The sequence below is a fragment of the Pedobacter fastidiosus genome, assembly GCF_014306625.1.
Taxonomy (GTDB): Bacteria; Bacteroidota; Bacteroidia; order Sphingobacteriales; family Sphingobacteriaceae; genus Pedobacter; species Pedobacter fastidiosus.
On sequence record NZ_JACRYL010000006.1, the window covers coordinates 51,557 to 77,679 of the forward strand.

Genomic DNA, 26,123 nt, shown 5'->3' on the forward strand with positions numbered 1-26,123 from the left:
GAAGAGCGCAACAAAACAAATTTTATGGAGGATCAATTTTATAATTATCTTTTTGATAAACCTAACCGAAAAGTTAGCATTCCATCAAATGAAATTATTTCTGAATGGGCTAGAAATGTAGTGCACTTTCTTTTTCCAGAAAGCTCAGGTAAAATATTTTCCAGTCCGACAGAATTAAAAGAATATGCGAGTAAACTTGAACAAGATTTGTACGAGATTATTTCAAAAAGTTGCGAGTTGCAGCACACCGATTGCAAACAAACATCAGCCCAGTTTTTTAATAATTTACCAGAACTTTATCGAGTTTTAAATACAGATATAACTGCAATTTACGAAGGAGATCCAGCTGCGGTAAGCAAATTTGAAGTTGTTCGATCTTATCCAGGTTTTTATGCCATTTGCTTTTACAGAATTGCACATTTACTCTTCGATTTAGGAATCCCGATTATTCCCCGAATCTTAACTGAGCATGCACATTCTAGAACAGGAGTTGATATCCACCCGGCAGCGCAAATTGGCGAATATTTTTATATCGATCATGGAACAGGAATTGTAATCGGCGAAACTGCCATCATCGGACAATACGTTAAACTCTATCAAGGCGTAACGCTTGGTGCATTGAGTGTGCGTAAAGTTTTGGCAGGTGTAAAGAGGCATCCAACGGTAGAAGATAGAGTAGTAATTTACTCTGGCGCAACAATTTTAGGAGGCGAAACCACGATAGGTCACGATAGTATTATTGGTGGAAACGTTTGGTTAACGGAAAGTATTGAGCCTTTTTCTACAGCTTATCATTCTCCCATTATAAATATTCGAAATACTAAACAAACAAGCTAGCAACTATCATGGCACAAATTATAGATTTAATTGGAAATACCCCAATGGCCGAGTTGGCGAAACTTAACCCAAAGCCAAATGTTAAAATTTTCGCTAAACTAGAAGGAAATAATCCGGGCGGAAGTGTAAAAGATCGAGCATCACTGAATATGATTCGGAGTGCTTTAGAGCGTGGAGAGATTAAACCCGGCACAAAATTGGTTGAGGCCACTAGCGGAAATACTGGAATAGCCTTAGCTATGATTGCCAGCTTATTTGGGCTAGAAATTGAGTTGGTGATGCCGGCTAATTCTACTAGAGAGCGCAAAGTAACTATGGAAGCATTTGGTGCCAAAGTAACTTTGTTGGATAGTATTGAGATTTGTAGAGATTACGCTGAAGAGAAAGGTGCATCAAATGGCTACTTCTTGCTGAATCAATTCTCAAATCCCGACAATTATTTGGCGCATTATAAAACAACTGGTCCCGAAATTTGGCGTGATACTGAAGAAAGCATCACGCATTTCGTTAGTTCTATGGGTACAACAGGTACCATTATGGGCTGTTCTAGGTTTTTAAAGGAACAAAATCACAACATTCAAATTGTGGGTTGCCAGCCTACAGAAGGATCATCTATTCCAGGAATTAGGCGTTGGCCCAAAGAGTATTTGCCAAAAATATTCGAACCTGAAAGAGTAGACAGAGTGATGGATGTTACAGAAGTTGAAGCTGTAGAAATGGCTAGGAAGCTTGCGAAAATGGAAGGGATATTTGGAGGAATGAGTTCGGGTGGTGCTTGCGCTGCAGCTTTAAAATTAGCTCAAGAAATAGAGAAAGGTGTAATTGTTTTTATTGCCTGTGATCGGGGAGATCGTTATTTAAGCAGTGATCTTTTTGGATAAATGCGAACAACCGAGAAATAAGTTAATACTCTAATAAAGATTGATAAAAATACTTTCTTCTAAAGTTTGCGGCTACAAAAAAAAGTTTTGTGTCTTTTGTGGTGATTTTTACCGCAAAAGACACAAAAAGAAACAATAGTGTTTTAAGTCAAAATATCTTCTAATAATAGGACCTTAGTGAAGACTTTTCCTTATTACTCTTCAACTACTTTCGCTGGTTTTCTTCTCAACTTTTTCAATTGGCCCATATGCTCCGTTGGAATGTTATCGCCTAAAAGCTTACCCCAAGGTTTCAAGCCTTCAATACGATCGAAAATAATTTTTAGCACAGCGATAAAAGGAATGGAAAGAAACATTCCGGGAACCCCCCAAAGTGCAGCGCCCAATAAAACAATCACAATTGAAATCAGTGCATTTATCTGAACTTTTGAAGATACAATTCGCGGAACTAAGATGTTATTATCTATAAACTGAATAAGTGCATAAGCGCCAATAATTAGGAGTTGTGTAGTAAAACCATCCGTAGTTAAAGTCGCCATTAAAACAGGCAGGGCAATTGCAATAATCCCACCAATATATGGGAGTAGATTTAATATTGCACCAATAACCCCAATAAGAATGGCGTTTTGAACCCCAAGAATTAATAAAGCTGCAGAGTTAAGCACTGCAACTATGGATGTTTCAATTAAAAGGCCAACAATATAACTTTGTATCGCAGCTTTGGTTTCACTTAAAATTTCTCCAACTTTTTTCTGATTTTCTTCTGAGAAAACCTCATATAGAAAATTTAAAATAAGGGCTTTATATAACATAATAAGAAAGGTATAAACTGGAATTAGAAATACAACGCTCAAAATCCCAAGAACCCCATTTAAAGTTTGTCCAATCATCGCTTTACTTCCCTTTGCAGCATCGTTAAGCATTTGAACTTGTTTGCTCGAACTGATTCCAAATGTTTTTTCTAACCATTGCTGAATGATGTGTAAAAGCTCACTAAATTTTTGCTTCATTGCTTCTACATTATCAAAAAAGTGTGCTATTTGCGAAGAAAGAAAGTACATTAATCCCATTACAACCAAAATTGCAATCAGCATGCTTAAAATAATACTTACAATTTTAGGCAACTTTCTTTCAAGTCTATTGGAGAGTGGATTAAGGAGGATCGCAATGAGCGATGCGAATGCAAGTGGCACTAGGATATCCCTTAGTACGCTCAACATAAAAACAGTAATAACAAGCCCAAGTAATATAACGGGAGCTTTAATGTAGAATGGATATCTTTTAATCATTTGGTGCTTATTTTTCAGAATCTAACAAAAAAAAGACAACAAAGTTCTAAGCTTACTTAATTAATATTAACTGGGCTCGAATAATAAATTATTAGCAAAAAAAAAGAGGTTGCGATTTTGAAACAAAAAGTAAGCCCATAGCACTCCTTAATCATTTCTTTTGCATAATGTTCTGCTACTTAATGACAGCGCTCCAGATGAAAATCTTGGTCAAAATTTTTGACTCCAAAGGTTTATCTGTAAAGTTTTTAATGTTTCTAATCAATCTAGTGCGTAAAAAATTAAATACAGATTATTCCTAATGCATATTATTCACTACTTTACCCATGGATAATGAAATTTAGAATTTTAGCCGATCCTAACCGAACAAACTCAAAACATGAGCAACAAATCTCCCAATCTCTATAAAAAACTTATAGGCGTACTTTTTTTGGTCATTATTTTAATATCCTGTAAAGTTCAACGATCTAATAAAGCAGGTCAAAATAGTTTGTCGCAAATCCAAAATGTTTTTTCTAATGCTACAGATACTGTTCAAACTAGTATTTATTGGTATTGGATGTCTGATAATATTTCTAAGGAAGGAGTTGTTAAAGATCTTAAAGCGATGAAAAGTGTTGGGATAAATAGAGCTTTCATAGGCAATATCGGATACCCATCTACGCCTTATGGAAAAGTGAAAATTTTCTCGGAAGAGTGGTGGGATATCTTGCATACGGCATTAAAAACCGCTACAGAATTAAATATAGAAATTGGTATTTTTAATAGTCCGGGTTGGAGCCAATCTGGTGGCCCGTGGATAAAACCCGAGCAATCCATGCGTTATCTTACTTCATCTGAAACTACAGTAACTGGCGGTAAACAATTGATTATCAATCTGCCTAAACCCAATAAAATTTTTGAGGATGTTAAAACTATAGCTTATCAATTGCCGAAGTTTTATAACGATCGATTAACAGAAAAAAATACAACCATTACAAGTTCGGTAACGGTAAATCAGTTAAATAAATTAATGGATAGAGATACCATTAGCGATTTAATTTTTCCATCTGATAAAACGTTTTATGTTGATTTTAAAACTCAGAAAGCCATTACAGCGAGAAGTCTTGTCATCTATCCGGCTCACTTTACCATGACCGCTAATGCTGAAATCTTAGCACTTATTGATGGAAAATATACTTCGATAAGGAAATTTTCTATTGATAGAAGAAACGACAACTTAAATGTTGGTTTTGCGCCCTATGGTCCCATAGCGATTTCCCTGCCAGAAACCGAATCGAACAGTTTTAAACTTGTGATTAGCAACGCTTCATCGAGATTTGGAATTTCAGAAGTAGAGATTTCTCCATCGCCCCGAATAGAAAGCTTTACTGAAAAAACACTTGCAAAAATGTTTCAATCACCATTACCATATTGGAACGAATATCAATGGATTTCTCAGCCAAAAGTATCAGATCAATCTTTACTTATCCATCCTGAAAAAGTTTTAGATCTTACCAAATATCTATCAGCTGATGGGCAATTAAATTGGAACGCACCCGCGGGAGATTGGATTGTGTTTAGAATGGCGATGACAACGACTGGTGTAACTAATGGACCGGCCTCAAAAGAAGCCACCGGACTTGAAGTTGATAAAATGAGCAAAACCCATGTTGAGAGTCATTTTAATAGTTTCCTTGGCGAAATTATGAGAAGAATACCAGCAGAAGATAGAAAGACTTGGAAAGTAGCTGTTCAAGATAGTTACGAAACTGGTGGGCAAAACTGGACCGATGGAATGGCTGAAAGTTTTAAAAAGAATTATGGCTACGATCCATTGCCCTACTTACCTACACTTTCGGGAAAGGTTGTTGGAAGCCCTGAAATTTCAGATCGTTTTCTGTGGGATTTACGTCGATTAATTGCAGATCGAGTTGCTTACGATTATGTTGGCGGATTACGAGCCGTGAGTCATAAATATGGTTTACATACTTGGTTAGAGAATTACGGCCATTGGGGTTTTCCTGGCGAATTTTTGCAGTACGGAGGTCAATCTGATGAGATTGGAGGTGAATTTTGGAGTGAAGGAGAACTAGGAAATATCGAAAATAGAGCTGCATCTTCTGCCGCACACATTTATGGTAAAACGAAAGTTTCTGCAGAATCATTTACCGCTGGAGGAAGGCCTTATGTGCGTTACCCTGGATTTATAAAGCAACGTGGCGATCGCTTTTTTACAGAAGGAATTAACAATACGCTTTTACACGTTTACATTGAGCAGCCCACAGAGGACTTAGTGCCCGGAATTAACGCCAACTTTAGTACGGAGTTTAATCGACACAACACTTGGTTTAGTTATCTGGATCTTTTTACAACTTATTTAAAACGGTGCAATTTCATGTTACAACAAGGAAAATATGTTGCAGATGTGGCTTATTTTATTGGGGAAGACGCTCCAAAAATGACTGGGGTTTGCGATCCTGCGCTTCCGGCAGGTTATTCTTTCGATTATATAAATGCAGAAGTAATTAAAAATAGAGTTACGGTTAAAAATGGACGGCTTTTCTTACCTGATGGAATGAATTATGGCCTTTTAGTTTTGCCAAAATTGGAAACCATGAGGCCCGAATTACTGAGAAGGATAACAAAATTGGTAGAGCAGGGAGCACACATTTTCGGTCCGCCACCTTTGAGATCACCAAGTTTGCAGAATTTTGCTGTTGCGGATCAAGAGGTTGCTGAAATGGCTAAAAGGCTTTGGGGAAGTTCAAATTCTAGTGCAGAATCTTCACACCAGTATGGAAAGGGAACGGTATCGCAAGGAACATCACTTCAGCCTGTTCTAAATTCGTTAAACCTAAAGCCAGATTTTGTTGTAGCTCAAAATGATCCAGTTTTATTTATTCATCGTAAGCTTCCTCAAGGAGATTTTTATTTCATCAGCAATCAAAGCAATAATCCAATCTCAATTAATCCGCAGTTTAGAATTGAAGGAAAAATCCCCGAAATTTGGGATCCAATTACTGGAGATGTTCGAGCTTTGCCTGAGTTTAAAACTACAAATGGCGTAACTTCTGTACCATTAAAATTAGAAGGTTTACAAAGTATGTTTGTTGTTTTCAAAAAGAGCACTGTTAAAGAATCAGCAGCAATTGCCGATATTCCTGTAGAACATACTGTGTCTAGAATTTCATCCCCGTGGATGGTCGAATTCGAGAAAAATAAACGCGGACCAGCTGAGCCCATTCTGTTTAAAACCTTAACAGATTGGACAGAAAATGCTAATCTCGATATAAAATATTTCTCTGGAACAGCGATTTATCGTAATTCCTTCTCGAATGAATTGCCAAAAACTGGCGAACATATTTATTTAAATTTAGGCGAGGTAAATGTCATTGCCAAAGTGAAAATAAACGGAACTTATGTTGGCGGTGCTTGGACGAATCCTTGGCGAGTGGAAATAACTAAAGCCCTCAAAGCCGGAACAAACACGGTAGAAATTAGTGTGGCAAATACTTGGGTAAACCGACTCATCGGCGATAGCAAATTACCAGAAAAAGATCGTAAAACTTGGACAAATGATAATCCTTATAAACCAGATAGTAAGCTTGAACCATCGGGTTTGAAAGGACCAGTTACGATTAGTTCGATTGCTTATTGAAATTAATCTAGGTGTTACTGTTTCAAGATTTCGATTTTAACATTTTTAAAATGATTGCTAGAGATTTCATTATCAAAGGGTTGAATATTTTGTAAAACAGGCGAGGGATATTTTTTTACGTCAAATTTTCCTGTCCAATCGGCGTTTTTACTATCACCAACTAAAATTCCGGTATCGGCGGTTGAAATGGTGTTGTTTACAATTTTGCAGTTACTTGCACTGATGTAAAAGCCGGTTTCTGTTTTCCCTTTGGCCATTCCGTACATTAACCTAATAGCGGTTTTTATGCCCGAAATTTTGTTGTTTTTAATTAAATGTCCGGTTCCATTTATTCTGATTCCGCCAGTGCCTCCTTCAAAAATATTATCAGAGATTACACAATCGTGCCCGCCACGCATTACCAATTCGCCGTCATTGTTCTTGAAATAATTTTTGGTGTAGGTATTGCCACTGCTTTTATTGCTAATCACCTCATTTTCTCCATTACATTCGGTAAATGTATTTTCGGAAACAAAGGTTTTTGGTGTCTGATTTCCAAGTAAAACCGGATCTTGCCCAACCTGAATGCATTCTCCTCCGTTACCATTTTTCCAGCTTACCTTATTTTTAAAAGAAAAACTATTGTGTGTTATTTTAGTATTTAAAGGAAAAGATTCTTTAGTTACTTTGATTTGAACATCTTGATTATCAACATTTGAAATGAAATTGCAACTATCTATAGTATTAGATTCTCCATTTCCAGAGATAATAACCAAAGGCATAAATTGAGCTTTAACAATATTGCCTTCAAAACTACATAGGCTAACCTTACAATTAGATGTACTATTAAGTTCGATTAAAACTCCTGTTGATTTTTCTGCCTTTTTTAAGGTACAGGATTTAAAAGCGAATCCTTTTAGGTTGATAAAATTGCCGGTAATTCTAAATAGGTTTCGTTCAACATCGCCAGAAAAAATAACTTGGCCATTTGTTTCAGCTTTTATGATTATAGGTTTTTCTAAAGTTCCTTTACTATTAATTTCGATAGACCAATTGCTGTAATTTCCATTTTGAATAATTACTTCATCGCCAGGTTCAAGCTTTTCAGCTACAATCTTCAATTCCTCTAAACGCTTAATCTTGTAAATTTCTCCAAAGGAATTTTTGAATGAGCATATTAAGATAATGACTAGCAAGATATTTCTTTTCATGGGATTTGGCTAAAACAGGAATAGTAAAGTTAAACTATAAATCGTCTATATTGAAGTTTAAAAAGGAGTTCCATACATTTCTTATTAAGCGAGAAAAAAAGTTTTAATTCTTTGCAACATTTCTTAGTTCTTGATGTCTTATACTTAGTTTGGTTTAGTAATCAAACGATCTGAAAAAAAGGGTGGTCATGGATTTGACTGCCCTTTTATACTTTTAAGCCTTTTGATGAAAATAAATTAATTCGCCTTTTCAAAATAAGGTTCTTTGGAAATGGCTTATTGCTAGGTTATTGTGATTTAATTCTGTTGAAAATTTCCAAGTAATTTAAACTTTTTAAAGTATGGGCTGTTGTAAAATAAACATCAAAACCAATAATATGAAAAAGTTAATTTACGCAATAGCGCTCACAGGAGCAGCATTTGCATTTCAGGCATGTAATAGTGGAAACAAAGATGCTAAAGAAACAGCCGATAGCATGAATAAGGCTAAAGACACAACAAGCAATATGGCAGCTACAGGTGGAATAGCGGTTGATGAAAAGGATGCTAAGTTTGCTACTACTGCTGCAGGTGGTGGAATGGCAGAAGTTGCTTTAGGCAAGTTGGCGTTAGAAAAAAGTACCAATGCGCAAGTAAAAGAGTTTGCAACAATGATGGTTAATGATCATGGTAAAGCCAACACAGAATTAATCGGTATTGCACAGGCCAAGAATATAACTTTACCTGATATGGTAGATGAAGATCATCAGAAAAAAATGGCAGACTTGGAAAAAAAGACAGGTAAAGATTTTGATAAAGCTTACGTTGATGCAATGGTTGATGGACATAAATCTACTTTAAAGTTGATGCAAGATGAAGCAAAAGACGGAAAAGATGTAGAGCTTAAAGCTTTTGCTTCTAAAACGGCTCCAATTGTGCAAACCCACTTGGACATGATTAATAAAATTCATGATGGAATGAAATAATAAATTTTAATAATAGAAAAGCCTGATTTTTTCTTAATTTTTAAGAAAAAATCAGGCTTTTTTTATGAACAAACTTAGCCCTTTAGTAAAGAGTTTGTTGTTGTTTCTCCTGTGAGAGTTATCAATGTTAAAATTATACCATCGTTTTCTTCCATTTACCTTTTTTAAATAAGATAAATGCTGCTACGGCAATACCAGCCTCAGCAGTTGGAATGGCAATAAAAACCCCTGTCGGCCCCATTTCTAGATATTTAGCTAGAAAGTATGCTAATGGGATTTGGAACAGCCAAAAAGCAAAAATATTTATCTTGGTTGGCGTCCAAGTATCACCAGCCCCATTAAATGCGCTACTGAAAACCATGGCAGCACCATAGATTACAAATCCAATACTTAGAATTTTTAAAGCACGACTAGCAATCTCAATCACTTTTGCATCAGAGGTAAAAAATGATGCGAATAAATGCCCACAAGTTAAAAATACAACGCTCACAACAGCCATAAAAATTATGATGTATTTCAGCGTTTGAAAAACTGATTTTTCAGCTCTATCAATGTGTCCGGCACCTAAATTTTGTCCAACCAAAGTCGCTGCCGCATTACTCAAGCCCCAAGCTGGAAGTAGAAAAAACATCATTAAGCGTAAAGCAGTTTGGTAACCGGCAGAACCTTCATCGCCTCCAGTGGTAGCCACTAATTCAGCCAAGAATACCCAGCTGCAACTTGCAATAACAAATTGAAAGATGGCAGGCGCTGCAATTTTAATAATGGCTTTAATTTGCGCAAAATCTGGCATGAAATAACTGATAAGGATTTTTAATGCATTTTTTCCATTAAATAAATTATAAACTTGATAAGTTACACCCAAACCGCGACCAATCGTTGTAGCAATGGCAGCACCTGTTAAACCAAATGCAGGAATAGGACCTAAGCCGTTTATAAAAATAGGGCAGAGGATGATGTTCGCAATATTTGCAATCCATAAACTTCGCATCGCGATGGCTGCATTGCCAGCGCCTCTAAAAATCCCATTAATTAAAAATAGCAAAACGATAATGATGCTTCCACCCATCATAATACGAACGAAAGTTGTACCATGATTTGCAGTTTCTGCAGAAGCGCCCATTAAAAGCAAAATGTCTCTGGCGTAAATTAAACCTGCTATGCTGATTAGAATATTAACGGCAACAGCAATTACTATAGTTTGCATCCCTGCTTTCGATGCAGCCTCGGGGTTTTTCTCGCCAATTCTTCGAGCTACCACGGCTGTTGCGGCCATGCTTAATCCAATAGCTAGGGAATAAATAATCGTTAAAACCGATTCTGTTAAGCCTACCGTCTGAATTGCGTGGCTACTGTTTTCCAAATGACCAACGAAATATAAATCGACTAGAGCAAAAACCGATTCCATCGCCATTTCCAACATCATCGGAATGGCTAATAAAATAATTGCTCTTTTTATACTAATAGAAGTTAAATCAACTTCATGACCTTTAAGTGATTGTACAAGAACATCAAAAAAGGAAGATAGCTTCCCCTGTGTCTTTATTGACTGTGACATATAATAAATGTAAAATGTAATGAATAAACCAATAGATACGCAGTTTAACTGCACATATCTAAAATTGAAATGGGAAGGAATCCTTAGTTGTTTAAAACCTAAAACGGATTGCAAATACTATCATGGCTCTAGTCTTTTCGATGAGGCAAAGATAAATAAATTTTTGAATTGTCAAATTTTGATGACTGATTTTTAAGGTGTTGATTGATTTGTTTCAAATGATAGCTCATCGTCATTTCGAATGAAGCGAAGGGAAATGGAGAAATCTTTGGACATTGAATTAAATACTTTCAAAGATTTCTCGGCTTCGCTCGAAATAACGACTAATCAATATTATATACTGTAAGCTTTAATCATTTCTTCAGTAACTTTTGTTCCTCGGCTGGTGTTTAAATCGATTAGAACGTAATCGAATATTCCATCAGAAGCTACTTTGTTAGTTTTTTTATTGATTATTTCGAATTGAACAGAACAACCCTTGTCATTCATGGTTAAAATCCCTGTTCTAATGAGCATTAAATCATTCATTAAAAGTGGGCGTTTAAAATTAATATCTACGTGACTTACCACCCAGCCTAAGCCTTGTTTGGTGAAATGTTCCCAAGGCATGCCATAGAACTTTTCCATTTGTTCGTAACGGGCAGCCAATACATAATCTAAGTATTTGCTGTTGTGTACGTGGTTAAACATGTCTATATCATCAGGACGGACACGTAATTCGCTTTCGAAAATGCTAAATTGATTTTTTTTCAAGGGTAAATGTTTTGTGCAAAAGTATAATAAGGTTTTGATATCTTGATATAAAGATATTTCATCTATTTTCTGTATTTTTGATTATAAATGGGCAGACTTACATTATATGATATTTCAATTCCACGCGAAACAATTGTTGAAGAGCGTGAAAATGTATATTTAAGCCGCACCCCCGAACAACGCTTTTTTGGCGTTTTGCAACTCAACCACATTTCAGTAACTATGAATGGCGGTAAACCATTAAAATCTCCTCAAGGAAAAGGAATTGTTATTCGTAAACCAAGCCTTTAATTTTCCGATATGTCCTTTGATAAAGAGAATCCAGAAATGCTTTTATTGTTGGAAACCTTTGAGCAATTCGATTTGCGATATCTTATTGTTGGTGGCTTTGCGGTAAATCGTTACGGCTATAATCGTACTACAGGAGATTTGGATATCTATTTAAAGGATACCAAAGAGAACAGACAAAATTTAATTTTCGCTTTGGATAAAATGGGTTACGGCAAATACGATATGCTTTTGGATGTTCCTATAATAGCTGGGTATTGTGAAGTTTTGATGGATGATGGAATGTACGCCGATTTAATGACCGATATTCCTGGATTGGATAAGCAAAAATTTGATGAATATTTTCAAATGGCCACTGTTGATGAAATAAATGGCATCAAAGCTAGATTTCTACACTACAATCATCTTCTTGATAATAAACGTGCAACGAATAGACCTAAAGACCAATTAGACGTTCTGGAATTAGAGCGGATTAACAAGAAAAACTAAGTTTTTTTTATAAAATCATTTTTGTTCATAACCCATAATAAGCCACTCATCTCAGCTGTTAAATGTTGTTAAAGTTTTGCTTATGAACACTTTAATGCATTTCTTAGTAAGATGAAGAAAAACCTCTCAATTATTTTATTAACCAGTGCTTTTATTTTAATTACTTCTTCTTCCTTTGGTCAATTGATAATATCGGGAAAAATTAAGAATAAACAAAGTGAAACAATTCCATATGCAAATATTGGGATAAAGAGGGGTAAAGTTGGCACAGTAAGTATGGATGATGGAAAATTCAATATTTCAATTCCAGATTCGCTAATAAATGATTCTCTTACTTTTTCCAGCATTGGATTTAAAGATAAAAGCTATCTCATTAGTTCCCTTAAGAATAAAACTAATCTCGATATTGTTCTTGACGAAAAGATCATATCACTTTCTGAAGTTAAAATAATCAATAAAAAGTTAAAGCAATATAAGCTTGGAATAACTGGCAGAACACCGATGCTATCTATTCCAACTAAAAGTTATCAGAAAACTGATATAATGGAACAGGCAAGATTAATACATCTTAAAAAACCTGCTAGATTACTTAATGCTAACATATATATTATCTCAGAATCTTTAAAGGAGGTTAGTATTCGCCTAAATTTTTATGCTTTGGAAAATGGCTTACCTGAAAAAAGATTGATTGAAAAAAGTATTATTAGAAATGCTACAATCAAAAAAGGTTGGTTTAGTATAGACTTAAAAGATGAGGCTATTTATCTTGATGATGATTTTGTAGTTGCTTTTGAGTATTTGCCCAGTACACAAAATTCAATTTTATTCGGTGCAAAGTTAGGTGCATCAGATAGTTTTCTAAGAAGTAGCAGTCAAGGTATTTGGAGAAAAAACGTACTTGGTGGTTGTAGCATTTACGTTACTACTGAAATGTAATTTTAGATTTATTCTAGGCTAATTTATAAACCAGAGCTTCTTGCACTATCGAAGTTTTTTAAACCCGAATTAACGAAAATACTTTTTGCATCACTACTCGAATGAGATTGCTTTGTCGTTCCTCCTCGCAAAGACGACAAAGGAAGAACGGTAAGCAAAAAGATTGCAGCAAGGGCGGGGTGTGGTAACCGATTAAAACCGAACCTTGCTTTCCAAACCCTTAAATCACTTAAAATGGATATTTATCTATCATATAATTACACTTGCTTATAATTAAAAATAGCTTTATCTTTGCGCCATCCAAAGGAATCCCCTTAGGACAATTAATTAATTTTTTATTGCTTTAATATTATTCAAGAATGTATTTAAGTCCAGAGAAGAAAGCCGTAATCTTTAAACAACACGGAGAAGTAGAAACCAACACGGGTTCTGCAGAAGGTCAAGTAGCGTTATTTACATACCGTATTGCGCACTTAACAGAACACTTAAAGAAAAATCGTAAAGATTTCTCTACACAGTTATCACTTCAAAAATTGGTAGGTAAACGCCGCGGTATTTTGGCTTACCTATACAAAAAAGATATTGAGCGCTATCGTGCTATCATCAAAGCTTTATCGCTTCGTGATATCATTAAACAAAAATAAGCGTAATTTTATCAACAAGAGCCATTCTTTAGGGAATGGCTTTTTAATTTTCATTAGCTTTACAACAAGTTATTGAAAATGACTTAAGCCTAACAGCTTAATTAATTTGCAAAAACAAAACATATATAAACAAGGTGTGTAGAAAGAGGAAAACACACCATAATTCTATTTAAATGAATGTAATAAAAAAATCGTTCGACTTGGGCGATGGCAGAATTGTAGAAATCGAAACTGGTAAATTGGCTAAACAAGCCGATGGTTCGGTTGTAGTAAAAATGGGCGATACCATGTTGTTAGCAACTGTTGTATCTACTGTTGGTGCTAAACCAGGTACTGATTTTTTACCTTTATCGGTAGATTATCAAGAAAAATACGCTTCTACAGGACGTATTCCAGGTGGATTTTTACGTCGCGAGGCAAGATTATCAGATTATGAAGTTTTAATTTCTCGTTTGGTTGATAGAGCTTTACGCCCAATGTTCCCAAGTGATTATCACTCTGATACGCAGGTGATGATTTCTTTAATCTCTGCTGATAAAGATATTATGCCAGATTGTTTGGCAGGTTTAGCGGCATCAGCAGCATTATCAGTTTCTGATATTCCTTTCAACGGCCCAATTTCTGAAGTACGTGTGGCTAAAATTGATGGTAAATTGGTAATCAATCCATTAGCTAGCCAGTTAGAGCGTGCAACTTTAGAGTTTATGGTTGCTGGTTCGGCTAACGATATCGGTATGGTTGAAGGTGAGTGCGATGAAATTCAAGAAGATGAAATGGTTGAGGCTTTAAAATTTGCACATGCTGCAATTAAAGTTCAATGTGCTATTCAAGTTGAATTAACAGAGGCTACTGGCAAAACTGTAAAACGTGAATATAACCACGAAGACCATGATGCTGATTTAAAAGCTAAAGTTTACGCTGATACTTACGATAAAGTTTATGCTGTAGCGAAAGCAGGTGGTAATAAAGATGTTCGTAAAGATGGTTTTACAGCTATTATTAATGAGTTTTTCGAGGCAATGCCAGAAGATACTGCAGATTTAACTAAAGCAATGGCTAAACATTATTACCATGATGTTCAGTACGATGCAATTAGAAATTTGTTGTTAGATGAAGGTATTCGTTTAGATGGTCGTAAGACTACAGAAATTCGTCCTATCTGGAGTGAAGTTGGGTATTTACCTGCTGCTCACGGTTCGGCTGTATTTACACGTGGCGAAACTCAATCATTAACATCAGTTACTTTAGGTAGCAAAGATGATGAGCAAATGATTGATGGTGCTTTCTTTAATGGATACAATAAATTCTTATTGCACTATAATTTCCCTGGTTTCTCAACTGGAGAGGTTAGACCAAACAGAGGTGCTGGTCGTCGTGAAATTGGTCACGGTGCTTTAGCGCAACGTTCGTTGAAAAAAGTATTGCCACAAGGTGAGGCAAATCCTTATACAATCCGTATCGTTTCTGATATTTTAGAATCTAACGGTTCATCATCAATGGCAACTGTTTGTGCTGGTACATTAGCGCTAATGGATGCAGGTATTAAAATCAAATCACCAGTTTCTGGTATCGCAATGGGTTTAATTACCGATGAGAAAACTGGTAAATATGCAATCCTTTCTGATATTTTAGGTGATGAAGATCATTTAGGTGACATGGACTTTAAAGTAACAGGTACTAAACACGGTATTGTTGCTTGTCAAATGGACTTAAAAATCAATGGTTTATCATACGAAGTTTTAACAAAAGCTTTGTTGCAAGCTAAAGAAGGTCGTCTACACATTTTAGGTGAAATGGCGAAAACGATTGCTCAGCCTAATGAAGACATGAAGCCACATGCTCCACGTATTGTTTCTATCACTATTGAGAAAGAATTCATTGGTGCAATTATCGGCCCTGGAGGTAAAATTATTCAAGAAATGCAACGCGAAACTGGTGCATCAATATCTATCGAAGAAGTTGATGGAAAAGGTATCGTAGAAGTTTTTGCTGATAATAAAGCCGCTATTGATGCAGCGGTTACCCGTATCCGTAACATTGTAGCTAAACCAGAAATTGGTGAAGTTTACCAAGGTAAAGTAAAATCAATTATGCCGTTTGGTGCATTTGTTGAGGTTATGCCAGGTAAAGATGGTTTATTGCACATCTCTGAAATTTCATGGGAACGTTTAGAGACTATGGACGGAGTATTGAAAGAAGGTGATAAAATCGAGGTTAAATTATTAGACATTGATAAACAAGGTAAAATGAAACTTTCTCGTAAAGTTTTATTACCAAGACCAGAAAAACCAGCTGCACCACAGGCTTAGTTAAAATAGATTGTCATCCTGAGCTTGTCGAAGGATAAATAATACAAACCCTTTCAGTCTATGCTGAAAGGGTTTTTTGTTCTGCCTTAGTTTTCTTTAAAATGATTTTGTAACTTGCATTATTGCTGAAATTGTATAACCAATTCGTCATTGCTAGGAACGAAGCAATCTCTTTTACTTATTACTACTGCATTAAGAATGCTTCGTTCCTCGTAATAACGACAAAATAAATTAAATGAAATACATCATTGCCCCATCCATACTTTCTGCCGATTTTGGCAACTTACAACGCGATATCGAAATGATCAATCAAAGTGAGGCCGATTGGTTTCATGTTGATGTGATGGATGGTGTTTTTGTACCTAATATTTCTTTTGGTTTCCCTGTGATGGCCGCTGTTAAAAAGCATGCAACCAAGCCTTTGGATGTTCATTTAATGATTGTGGAACCCGATAAATTTATTGCTGAATTTGCTAAAGCAGGTGCAGATAGAATTACGGTTCATTATGAGGCTTGTACGCATTTACACAGAATGATTCAATTAATTAAAGCGTCTGGTTGTAAAGCAGGCGTGGCGCTAAATCCCCACACACCAGTTACTTTATTGCAAGATGTTATCGAAGATTTGGATTTAGTGCTCATAATGTCGGTTAATCCAGGCTTCGGAGGACAGCAATTCATTCATAATACTTACAAGAAAATCCAAGATTTAAAACGCTTAATTCAAGGTGTGAATGAAGATTTAATTATTGAGGTTGATGGTGGAGTAGGACTGCAAAATATCGCTACATTAGTATCTGCTGGGGCAAATGCTTTTGTTGCGGGAAATGCAATTTTTGCAACAGAGAACCCAACGGAAACCATTTCTAAAATGAAAAGCCTAGCTAGTAATAGTTTAACTGTTTAATCGGTTAATTGTGGCGGGCTACGAATAGCTCAAAATTTTGATACCTGATACTTTTATCTTGATACTAACCAATGCTCAAATTTCAGCTAATCCTTTTCCTTATAATTGCTGGTTGCGGTTTAGCTGTAGCTCAGCCTTTAGTTAGGGTTTCAGGAATAGTTTATAATGAAGAGAAACTTCCGCTATCTCAAGTAACGGTTATAGTTTTAGGTCAGGCGCAATCTACCGTAACCGATGAATTTGGAGTTTATACCATATATTCAAAAACCAAAAACTTCAGTATAAAATATTCTTTACTCGGATATCAACATCAAACTTTAAAGTTTAACGAGCGTCCTGGTGCACGAATCACCCAGACAATTTCCTTAGTCGCAAACATTAATGAGCTTGAACAAATAAACATAACCGATAAGCAAAACCAGCTGAGCAATAGTACTACCTTAAACATTGCAGATGTTGCATCAATGCCATTGGTATCTGGAAATTTCGAAACCATGCTCAAAACATTACCTGGTGTATCAACCAATAATGAATTAAGTGCCCAGTACAGCGTTAGGGGCGGTAATTTCGATGAAAATCTAATCTATATTAATGATGTAGAGATTAATAGACCGATATTGATTCGCAATGGCCAACAAGAGGGTTTAAGCTTTATAAACAGTGATTTAATTAGTAAGGCGAAATTTTCTGCGGGTGGTTTTGAAGCCAAATACGGAGATAAACTTTCTTCTGTTTTGGATATTAAATATGATAAGCCTGACAGCAGTCAAACTATTTTGAGTACCAGTTTACTAAATACATCCTTATCTACAAAAAGGCTCTTCAAGAAAAGTTTCCTTCTGGTTGGATTAAGATATAAAAACAATTCGAGTGTACTGATTAAGCAAGATGAGAAAGGAAGCTATAATCCAAATTTCGCCGATGCCCAACTAATGTACCAGTATGATTTCTCTCCAAAATTTAACCTTAGCTTTTTGGGGAATTTAAATTTGGGGCAATTTAAATTAGTTCCAGAAAATCGTGAAACAAAATTTGGAACTTTGAGTACAACCTTACGGCTCAATGTAGATTATGAAGGGCAGGAAATAGACGATTATCAAACTGCTGGATCTGCTGTAACAGCAACATTTTTACCAAAACCAAATTTGGTTATAAAATTTATAAACAGTTATTTTAATACCATTGAACGTGAACGTTTTGATATTGATGGAAGTTATGTTTTTGATGAAGTGGATAATACTTTTTCTGGAGAAAACTTTGGTGTGGTAAATAAAAATAGAGGGGTAGGAAGTTATTACAACTATGGGCGAAACAGCTTAAATACTCAAATATTTGCCTCTGAAATTAAGGTTGATCAAAATTTTAACAATCACGTTTTTTCTTGGGGTTTAAAATTTGATAAATCGAGATATAATGATCATTTAAACGAATACAATTATACCGATTCTGCTGGCTTCATTTTGCCTAATAATTCTAAAAATATCACGTTGCAAAATGTAATTAACGTCGAAAATAATATAGACATTAATAATTACAGCGCTTATATTCAAGATAGTTATTCGCTTTCCAATTACGCCGAATTACAGTTAGGTGCCCGTGCAACTTATAGCTCTTTAAGCGAACAGTTGTTAATTAGTCCGAGGATGTTGATTGCCTACCGACCAAATTCTAATAACAAAATTTTAAGATTTACCGCTGGAGTTTATAAGCAACCGCCTTCTTACCGAACCATTCGTGATTTTTCTGGTGTTTTGAATATTAATCAAAAAGCGCAGAGTTCTTACAATACTTCTATAGGTTACGATTATGCTTTTGATGCTTTTGGAACACGTTTGAAGTTTACTTCTGAAGCTTACTTTAAATATTCTGATCGATTAATTCCGTATAAAATTGATAATCTGAGAATTAAATATTTAGCAAATGAAGTTTCTCGAGGCTACGCCTACGGGGCCGATTTTAGTATTGGCGGTGAGTTCGTAAAGGATTTAGTTTCTTATTTCAGGTTATCTGTAATGCATGCAAATGAAGATATTGTTAACGATAGCTATGTGCAAAACGGAACAACAATTTACCCTGGGTATTTAAAGCGACCAACCGATCAGCGTGTAAATTTCTCTATTTTCTTTCAAGATAGATTACTTAATTCTCCCACCTATAAAGTTCACCTAAATGCGCTTTATGGTTCTCGTTTGCCAATCGGTCCATCTCAAACTGCACGATACTTAGATAAATTTTTTATCCCATCTTACAAACGTGTCGATATTGGTTTCTCCAAAGATTTTCTTGATGACGCAGCGTTGCATAAACCAAAATTTTTAGATAAGAATTTCAGCTCTGTAATTCTCTTTTTCGAGGTTTTTAATATGTTGAATATTGATAACACCGTTTCATATTTATGGTTGAAAGATGTTGACAATGTGCAATATGCGATTCCAAATTATTTAACTGGAAGACAGTTTAATTTGAAGTTAATTGTGAAGTTGAAGAATAAACCTTGATTATAAATAGGATTAAAGGATTTTAGGACTTTGCATTTCATAGCAATTATATATCCGTTGGTTGAAACCAACGGCAATGAATATTCATCTGGCTTATAAATTAGGCTATTCATTGCAATCTGCTTTAGCTGACTGTTTCTTTAATTGGCGATTGAGGCTTTAGCTAAATTATACAACTTGTACGGAAAATCTTCCAAAGAATTACAAGCGCTAGTAATCTAAACCAACAGTAGCGGAAATACTTTTTGTTATGCTCACAAAACCTCGTAGGTTTTTAAAACCTACGAGGTTTGAATAGCGCATTGGCAATAACAAAAAGATTGTAGCAAATGGCTACAAGGGAGTGCCTTTGGCACGGGACTGCTGAAACCGAAGAACTATTGGAATTGCTTTTCAAAAGTAAAAATCTGTGTTTATATGTGTGCATCTGTGGTTAACTAATTTCATTAACAAAACCGCAACAAAACCCTTAATTCTTCTCGATTTTTTAACAAAATTTAATTTTTTATGATACGATTTTGTAGGTAGAACTGCTTTAAAAATTTTACATTTACGCCCATAATCATTTATATAATAAGATGAAGCATAATTTTGGCGCAGGCCCTTGTATTTTACCTCAAGAAGTGTTTAAACAAGCTGCACAGGCAGTTTTGGATTTTAACGATGGATTATCAATTTTAGAAATTTCGCACAGAACAACCGAATTTGAGGCAGTTGTTGCTGAAGCTGATAAGTTGGTAAAAGAGTTATTAAACGTGCCATCGGGTTATTCCGTTTTATTTTTACAAGGCGGTGCAAGTTTGCAATTTGCAATGGTTCCAATGAATTTATTGGGCGATGGACAAACTGCAAGTTATTTAGATACAGGCGTTTGGGCAACCAAAGCATTAAAGGAAGCTAAATTTGTGGGCAATGTAAATGTTGTTGCATCTTCAAAAGATTCGAACTATACATTTATTCCAAAAGATTTTGAAATCCCTACGGATAGTGCTTATTTCCACTATACTTCAAACAATACAATTTACGGAACAGAGCTTTTTGATGTTCCAGAAACGAGCGTTCCTGTGGTTTGCGATATGTCATCGGATATTATGAGCCGTGTGATTGATGTTTCGAAATTTGATTTGATTTACGCTGGTGCACAGAAAAACATCGGTCCTGCTGGATTAACAATTGTGATTGTGAAAAATGATGCATTGGGTAAAATCGACCGTAAAAATCCATCGATGTTAAATTATCAATCTCATATTGATAATGATTCCATGTACAATACGCCGCCAGTTTTTTCTATATATGTAGCGTTATTAAATCTTCGTTGGTTAAAATCGAAAGGTGGCGTTGCTGAAATTGAAAAAGAGAACAAGCAAAAAGCTGAAGCACTTTACAGAGAAATCGACCGTAACCCTTTATTCAAAGGAACTTGCGCTGTTGAAGACCGCTCTAGAATGAATATTTGTTTCGTAATGGAAAATCCTGAATTGGAAAAACCATTTTTGAAATATGCTGAAGAAGAGGGGATTGTTGGTATTAAAGGACATAGAAGTGTGGGCGGTTTCCGTGCATCGATGTATAATGCGTTGCCAATTACGAGCGTACATGCTTTAATTGATGCGATGCAAGTATTTGAAGAGAAACAAGCAAAAGCAAATTAGTTTAAATTTTAACAGATAATTGATTCGCATTTTAATCTGTGTAATCAATTTAATCAGTGAAATCATTTATTATGATTAAGATATTAGCAAACGATGGAATAGACCCTATCGGAAAAGAATTATTAGAAAAGGCAGGTTTTCAGGTTGATACAGAAACCATTCCTCAAGATCAATTAGCAGAAGCTTTAAAAAACTACGATGCCATTACTGTTCGCAGTGCAACAAAAGTTAGAAAAGAATTAATTGATGCCGTTCCAAAGATTAAATTAATTGGTAGAGGTGGCGTTGGGATGGATAATATTGATGTTGATTATGCTCGCAGTCAAGGTGTTGCAGTAGTAAATACACCAGCTGCATCTTCATTATCAGTAGCAGAATTAGTTTTCTCTCACTTATTTACAGGGATCAGATTTTTACAAGACAGTAATCGTAAAATGCCTGTAGAGGGTGCAACGCAATTTAACAACCTTAAAAAAGCTTATGCCAAGGGAACTGAATTAAGTGGCAAAACTATTGGTATAATCGGCTTCGGCCGCATTGGTAGAGCAACTGCAAAAGTAGCTTTAGGTTTAGGAATGAACGTTTTGGCTTACGATTTATACCCATCAGAATCTGAAATTACCTTGGAATTTCAAGGTGGCCAATCAGTAAGTATTCCAATTAAAACGGTTTCTTTAGATGAAGTTATTACGGATAGTGATTTTTTCAGTTTACATACTCCATTTGCCGAGAAGCCAATTTTAGGTGCTGAAGAATTTGCTAAAATGAAAGATGGTGTTGGTATTGTAAACTGCTCACGTGGTGGAACAATTGATGAACCTGCTTTAATTGAAGCCTTGAACTCTGGCAAAGTTTCATTTGCTGGTTTAGATGTTTTCGATAACGAACCTACACCTTTGGAAGCTATTTTAAAGCATCCTAAAATTTCTTTAACTCCACATATCGGTGCCTCAACTAACGAAGCGCAGGAACGTATTGGTACGGAATTAGCGACTCTAATTATTGAGCATTTTAATAAGTAAATATTGATCAAACCTCGTAGGTTTTCAAAACCTACGAGGTTATGTATTTAATCCAAAGCTTTCGTGAGCACCCAATAACGATAACCCAAAATTGCTTTCTGCAACGTGCTCAGTTTACTCGGATCTTTTTTAATAAGACTTGGTAAAACTGCATTATTAATTTTAACCAAAATTTTAAAGAGTCCTTTTCTCATAACCTTTGATTTTTTTATTGAAGAAATAAAATCCACCGGCCATTATTAAAATTAAGAAGGCTATGATATAGTTAGATGTGTTTTTGCCAGCATGATTAGCATCCTCTTTTAACTGCGCATTTTGATCTTGAAGTTTTTTGATTGTTCGCATGTAGTTTTCAATTCGTTCTTGGGAATCATCTGCGGCAGCAACTTTTTGTTGATTTTGCAAATCTTTATAATCCATCAAAACTTTCAATTCCTTGAAAATATTATTGTCTGTTAAAACCACTTGACGAAGGATTTCATTTGAGTTTTTAATATCTTTTTTAGTTTGCCATCCAAATATTCCAGTGCGTTGATTCAAACTCTCATCGTATTGGCCAAATCTAGCGCTACGTTCAGTAAGCAAACTATTTACCTTAACACGTTGAGAGGAATAAGCCATTGTATCCTGTTGTGCAAAAGCTTGGATGTTTAAGAGTAGAATGGAAAGTAGATAAAAATATTTCTTCATGTAATATAAACGTGAAAAGAGTAGAAGTTGTTTGGTATCTTGTTCAATGGTTCATTTGCCATTGGTTCATTGGTTTGCAATATTGGCAATTCTGATTTTCGTCATTGCGAGGCACGAAGCAATCTCACAAGGATGGGCTTACAGCTAACAAATTAAGATTGCTTCGTGCCTCGCAATGACGATTGCTCTTGTATGGCTATGGAAATTAAGCTTTTAGCTTTAGTCTTTCAGCTTTTTTAAGGATGAAACTCAACCCTCACAATATCGCCTAAGTGCAAACCTAATAAACCACTAGCTTTACCTTTGTTAATCGCGATTTCCAAATGGTTGCTAATTCCGAATAAACAAAGTTTTTCACCTTCTTGTACTTCGTTATAATGCCAGCTTAACTGGGTGATGGTTTCGCTCTTTCTAAAATACAAAGTGAAGTCTCTATTCTTTTGGATTTTTGTAAAAAGTTCTTTCGTAATATTTGTAATTACATTACAAAAAGTATCAATGTATACCACACTTCCTCGAATTATATCTCGCTCAATAACAGGGTGTAAAAGCATCTTTTGTTCAATCTCTGCTACAGGTAAACCAATATCTTTTAAACGGCCACCTTTGGCTAAATGCGTTGCTGCTTTCACAAAAATATCTACCAATGGAAAGTGAAGATATTTTAAATCCTGCATAATATTTAACTCTACAACATCTTCAGGTATATCATCAAAAAGTAGAGAGAAAATACCATTATCTGCACCAACAAAAAAATGATCTTTATGCTTTATCGCAATGTATTTTGTGTTTTCACTATAAACAGAATCGATACCAATTAAGTGAACGGTATTCTTCGGGAAATAAGGATAAGCATTTTTTAAAACGAAAGCCGCATAAGAAATATTAAAAGAAGGAACTTCATGTGTGATATCAACCAAAGTAACAGCAGGCATCAGACTTAACAGGCTACCTTTAAGAGCGCTCTGGTAAAAATCTTTTGAACCTAAATCTGTTGTTAAAGTAATTATCCCCATTAAAAATTCATTATTATTGCTTATTCTTGTGTACAGGCCTATGCGTCTGCAAATATTCAAATTTTAATTAATATACCCCGATAACTTTTTAAAATACTACAGTTTGAACGAATTAAAATTAACTCTGGATACCGTTAATCCTGCTCACTTTTGGGGGCCGAACAACGAGAATTACGAAATGATTAAAGGTGCTTTCGCGAAGTTGAAAATTGTAGCGAGAGGAAGTGGTGTAACAGTTCTCGGTGATGAACAGGAACTTAAGTCGTTTGAGGAGAAGTTTAACGAACTTGTTGCTCACATGGAAAAATACAGCTCCTTAAGCAATAACGATGTCGAATCTATCTTGGGTGCAAAAGCTGCAGGTGTAGAGAAAAAAGTTGTTGGAGAACCAGGCGGTGGAGGCGGAGAGGTTATCGTTTTTGGTACCAATGGATTGTTGGTTAAGGCCAGAACTGCCAATCAGCGCAAAATGGTAACGAGCATTGGTAAAAGCGATATTTTATTTGCAATCGGTCCTGCTGGTACCGGAAAAACCTACACTGCGGTGGCATTAGCGGTAAGAGCACTTAAAAATAAGGAGATTAAAAGAATCATTCTTACACGTCCTGCGGTTGAAGCTGGTGAAAATTTAGGCTTCTTGCCAGGAGATTTAAAAGAAAAAATCGACCCATATTTGCGCCCACTTTATGATGCTTTGGATGATATGATTCCTGCAGAAAAACTAAAATTTTATATCGAAAACCGTACAATCGAAATTGCACCATTGGCATTTATGCGTGGCCGTACTTTAGATAACTGCTTTGTAATATTGGATGAGGCGCAAAACGCGACAGACATGCAATTAAAAATGTTTCTGACAAGGATGGGTCCAACAGCTAAATTTATTGTAACTGGTGATGTAACTCAAATAGATTTACCTAAAAAGCAAATGTCTGGATTACACAATGGCCTTCGTATTTTAGAAGGAATCAAAGGCATCGATATCATTTATTTAAGCGGTGAGGATGTTGTTCGTCATAAATTGGTTAAAGACATTTTGAAAGCTTACGGAGATATACAATAGTGAGAAATTTAAAGTCAGGAGACCGAAGATAAAGTTTCAAATTTAACCTTGCTAAGACGGCCGTCACCCTGAATTCATTTCAGGGTCTTAGTAGCAGGAAAGATGCTGAAATAAATTCAGTATGACGGTAGGAGAAGGGGATAAGTGAGAAATTTATTATTCTACTAAAATGAACTTCAATTATTAGATTCAAGTTTATGGAAAGCATTATCTTAACAAACGGTTTCAAACTTTCTTTTGAAAAACTTCCTAATACAATTAGGTTAATCATTTTAAAAGATGATGAAGAGTGGGTTTGTCACAAAGAGAAATTGAAAAATTTGTTTTCATTTTTAGAAGTTGATATAAAAAATTTGTTTAAAGGAAGACTTCAGTTATTTAAATTTGATAATAGGATAGATATTCAAGTTAAGAATAAGCATATCAGTTCTATTTCGATAGAAACATTCAACAAGCATTAAGTAATTTGAAATATATTAATCCTCGTAGTTCATAAAACTGCGAAGATTTTTATTTTAAAATTGTATTTTTATGCCCTCATGAAAGCACTAAAAGAAACCCATTTTAATTTTCCAAATCAAAGCAATTACTATAAAGGTAAAGTACGCGATGTGTACACAATAGCCGATAAATTTATGGTGATGGTTGTATCCGATCGCATCTCTGCTTTCGATGTGGTTTTACCAGAAGCCATTCCTTTTAAGGGGCAGGTTTTAAATCAAATTGCCGCTAAATTTTTATCTGCTACGCAGGATATTGTACCAAACTGGGTTTTGGATGTTCCAGATCCGATGGTTACGATTGGTCGTATTTGCGAACCATTTAAAGTAGAAATGGTAATTAGAGGTTACTTGGCGGGGCATGCTTGGCGAGAATATAGTGCTGGTAAACGTTCGGTTTGTGGTGTTACTCTGCCTAATGGTTTAAAAGAAAATGATAAACTGCCTCAGCCAATTATTACGCCAACAACAAAGGCATCGGTAGGTCATGATGAAGATATTTCTAAAGAAGATATTTTAGCTAAAGGAATTGTTTCTTTATTAGATTATGAAAAATTAGAAGAATATACCTTTGCACTATATCAAAGAGGAACTGAAATTGCAGCAAAGTCTGGATTAATTTTAGTTGATACAAAATACGAATTTGGCAAAGCGGATGGAGTTATCTATTTAATTGATGAGATCCACACACCAGATTCTTCTCGCTATTTTTATGCTGAAGGTTATCAGGATCGCCAAAATAACGACGAACCTCAAAAACAGCTTTCTAAAGAATTTGTAAGAAAGTGGTTAATAGAGAATGGTTTTCAGGGAAAAGATGGACAAGAAATTCCAGAGATGACCCCAGAGATTGTGAGGTCAATATCAGAACGTTATATAGAATTATACGAAAAAATTGTAGGTGAAAATTTTGTTAAAGCCGATGCTGATGCCATTTCGAGCCGTATAGAAAGCAATGTATTAACTGCGATTGAAAGACTTTAGTTCGAAAAAATT

At 35.3% G+C, this 26,123-nt stretch carries 23 protein-coding genes; 16 read left to right on the plus strand and 7 right to left on the minus strand.

Features of this window, described 5'->3' with window-relative positions; translation table 11 throughout:
* The first annotated feature begins 24 nt into the window (after positions 1–24).
* Positions 25–837, plus strand: a complete 813-nt coding sequence (locus tag H7U22_RS07885; RefSeq protein ID WP_187070805.1) for a serine O-acetyltransferase — start codon at positions 25–27, stop codon at positions 835–837.
* Positions 838–845: 8 nt separating this feature from the next.
* Positions 846–1,718 (plus strand): cysteine synthase CysM, encoded by an 873-nt coding sequence (gene cysM / locus H7U22_RS07890; protein WP_187070806.1) that lies wholly within the window; start codon positions 846–848, stop codon positions 1,716–1,718.
* 194 nt (positions 1,719–1,912) lie between these two features.
* Here the strand turns inward: cysM and H7U22_RS07895 are convergent, their stop codons facing one another.
* Positions 1,913–3,007, minus strand: coding sequence for an AI-2E family transporter (locus tag H7U22_RS07895; protein ID WP_187070807.1), 1,095 nt, complete (start codon positions 3,005–3,007; stop codon positions 1,913–1,915).
* Between the two features lie 379 nt (positions 3,008–3,386).
* Here H7U22_RS07895 and H7U22_RS07900 point away from each other — a divergent pair, with 379 nt between their 5' ends.
* Positions 3,387–6,647, plus strand: a complete 3,261-nt coding sequence (locus H7U22_RS07900) for a glycosyl hydrolase (RefSeq protein ID WP_187070808.1) — start codon at positions 3,387–3,389, stop codon at positions 6,645–6,647.
* Between the two features lie 14 nt (positions 6,648–6,661).
* Here H7U22_RS07900 and H7U22_RS07905 read toward each other — a convergent pair whose 3' ends face one another.
* Positions 6,662–7,837, minus strand: a complete 1,176-nt coding sequence (locus tag H7U22_RS07905; RefSeq protein ID WP_187070809.1) for a chondroitinase-B domain-containing protein — start codon at positions 7,835–7,837, stop codon at positions 6,662–6,664.
* Positions 7,838–8,214: 377 nt separating this feature from the next.
* Here H7U22_RS07905 and H7U22_RS07910 point away from each other — a divergent pair, with 377 nt between their 5' ends.
* On the plus strand, positions 8,215–8,802 hold the full coding sequence (locus H7U22_RS07910; RefSeq protein ID WP_187070810.1) for a DUF4142 domain-containing protein: 588 nt from the start codon (positions 8,215–8,217) through the stop codon (positions 8,800–8,802).
* A 133-nt stretch (positions 8,803–8,935) separates the two neighbouring features.
* On the opposite strand, the gene H7U22_RS07915 is transcribed toward H7U22_RS07910, so the two are convergent.
* Both H7U22_RS07915 and H7U22_RS07920 read right to left on the minus strand, forming a co-directional pair.
* The gene (locus H7U22_RS07915) at positions 8,936–10,360 is read right to left on the minus strand and encodes an MATE family efflux transporter (protein ID WP_187070811.1); all 1,425 of its coding nucleotides are present in this window, start codon (positions 10,358–10,360) and stop codon (positions 8,936–8,938) included.
* 333 nt (positions 10,361–10,693) lie between these two features.
* The gene (locus tag H7U22_RS07920) at positions 10,694–11,113 is read right to left on the minus strand and encodes an acyl-CoA thioesterase (protein WP_187070812.1); all 420 of its coding nucleotides are present in this window, start codon (positions 11,111–11,113) and stop codon (positions 10,694–10,696) included.
* An 87-nt stretch (positions 11,114–11,200) separates the two neighbouring features.
* On the opposite strand from H7U22_RS07920, the gene H7U22_RS07925 reads away from it, so the two are divergent.
* From H7U22_RS07925 to H7U22_RS07965, 9 genes are all read left to right on the plus strand, one after another.
* Positions 11,201–11,404 (plus strand): hypothetical protein, encoded by a 204-nt coding sequence (locus H7U22_RS07925; protein ID WP_187070813.1) that lies wholly within the window; start codon positions 11,201–11,203, stop codon positions 11,402–11,404.
* 9 nt (positions 11,405–11,413) lie between these two features.
* A complete protein-coding gene (locus tag H7U22_RS07930; RefSeq protein WP_187070814.1) occupies positions 11,414–11,890 on the plus strand; it encodes a hypothetical protein in 477 nt (158 codons plus the stop codon).
* 111 nt (positions 11,891–12,001) lie between these two features.
* Complete coding sequence (locus H7U22_RS07935) at positions 12,002–12,826, plus strand: carboxypeptidase-like regulatory domain-containing protein (RefSeq protein WP_187070815.1); 825 nt, start codon at positions 12,002–12,004, stop codon at positions 12,824–12,826.
* 359 nt (positions 12,827–13,185) lie between these two features.
* Positions 13,186–13,470 carry a 30S ribosomal protein S15 gene (gene rpsO / locus H7U22_RS07940; RefSeq protein ID WP_116249811.1) on the plus strand — a complete coding sequence of 95 codons (285 nt, stop codon included), beginning with the start codon at positions 13,186–13,188 and terminating at the stop codon, positions 13,468–13,470.
* Positions 13,471–13,643: 173 nt separating this feature from the next.
* Positions 13,644–15,779: a polyribonucleotide nucleotidyltransferase gene (gene pnp, locus H7U22_RS07945; RefSeq protein WP_187070816.1), complete on the plus strand. Its 2,136-nt coding sequence runs from the start codon at positions 13,644–13,646 to the stop codon at positions 15,777–15,779.
* Between the two features lie 235 nt (positions 15,780–16,014).
* Positions 16,015–16,686, plus strand: coding sequence for a ribulose-phosphate 3-epimerase (rpe, locus tag H7U22_RS07950; protein WP_187070817.1), 672 nt, complete (start codon positions 16,015–16,017; stop codon positions 16,684–16,686).
* A gap of 71 nt (positions 16,687–16,757) precedes the next feature.
* Positions 16,758–19,184 carry a TonB-dependent receptor gene (locus tag H7U22_RS07955; protein WP_187070818.1) on the plus strand — a complete coding sequence of 809 codons (2,427 nt, stop codon included), beginning with the start codon at positions 16,758–16,760 and terminating at the stop codon, positions 19,182–19,184.
* Between the two features lie 578 nt (positions 19,185–19,762).
* Positions 19,763–20,836, plus strand: coding sequence for a 3-phosphoserine/phosphohydroxythreonine transaminase (gene serC / locus H7U22_RS07960; protein WP_187070819.1), 1,074 nt, complete (start codon positions 19,763–19,765; stop codon positions 20,834–20,836).
* A gap of 71 nt (positions 20,837–20,907) precedes the next feature.
* Entirely contained in the window at positions 20,908–21,858 is a 951-nt protein-coding gene (locus tag H7U22_RS07965) for a D-2-hydroxyacid dehydrogenase (protein ID WP_187070820.1), read from the plus strand.
* A gap of 47 nt (positions 21,859–21,905) precedes the next feature.
* On the opposite strand, the gene H7U22_RS07970 is transcribed toward H7U22_RS07965, so the two are convergent.
* From H7U22_RS07970 to H7U22_RS07980, 3 genes are all read right to left on the minus strand, one after another.
* A complete protein-coding gene (locus H7U22_RS07970; RefSeq protein ID WP_187070821.1) occupies positions 21,906–22,052 on the minus strand; it encodes a hypothetical protein in 147 nt (48 codons plus the stop codon).
* The gene (locus H7U22_RS07975; RefSeq protein ID WP_187070822.1) at positions 22,033–22,548 is read right to left on the minus strand and encodes a hypothetical protein; all 516 of its coding nucleotides are present in this window, start codon (positions 22,546–22,548) and stop codon (positions 22,033–22,035) included. Before H7U22_RS07975 ends, H7U22_RS07970 begins: the two co-directional genes overlap by 20 nt.
* Positions 22,549–22,784: 236 nt before the next feature.
* Entirely contained in the window at positions 22,785–23,564 is a 780-nt protein-coding gene (locus H7U22_RS07980) for an SAM hydrolase/SAM-dependent halogenase family protein (RefSeq protein ID WP_187070823.1), read from the minus strand.
* Positions 23,565–23,667: 103 nt separating this feature from the next.
* Between H7U22_RS07980 and H7U22_RS07985 the strand changes: the two genes are divergently transcribed.
* From H7U22_RS07985 to H7U22_RS07995, 3 genes are all read left to right on the plus strand, one after another.
* Complete coding sequence (locus tag H7U22_RS07985) at positions 23,668–24,627, plus strand: PhoH family protein (RefSeq protein WP_187070824.1); 960 nt, start codon at positions 23,668–23,670, stop codon at positions 24,625–24,627.
* Between the two features lie 197 nt (positions 24,628–24,824).
* The gene (locus H7U22_RS07990) at positions 24,825–25,088 is read left to right on the plus strand and encodes a hypothetical protein (RefSeq protein ID WP_187070825.1); all 264 of its coding nucleotides are present in this window, start codon (positions 24,825–24,827) and stop codon (positions 25,086–25,088) included.
* Positions 25,089–25,166: 78 nt separating this feature from the next.
* Entirely contained in the window at positions 25,167–26,111 is a 945-nt protein-coding gene (locus tag H7U22_RS07995; RefSeq protein WP_187070826.1) for a phosphoribosylaminoimidazolesuccinocarboxamide synthase, read from the plus strand.
* Positions 26,112–26,123: the final 12 nt, after the last annotated feature.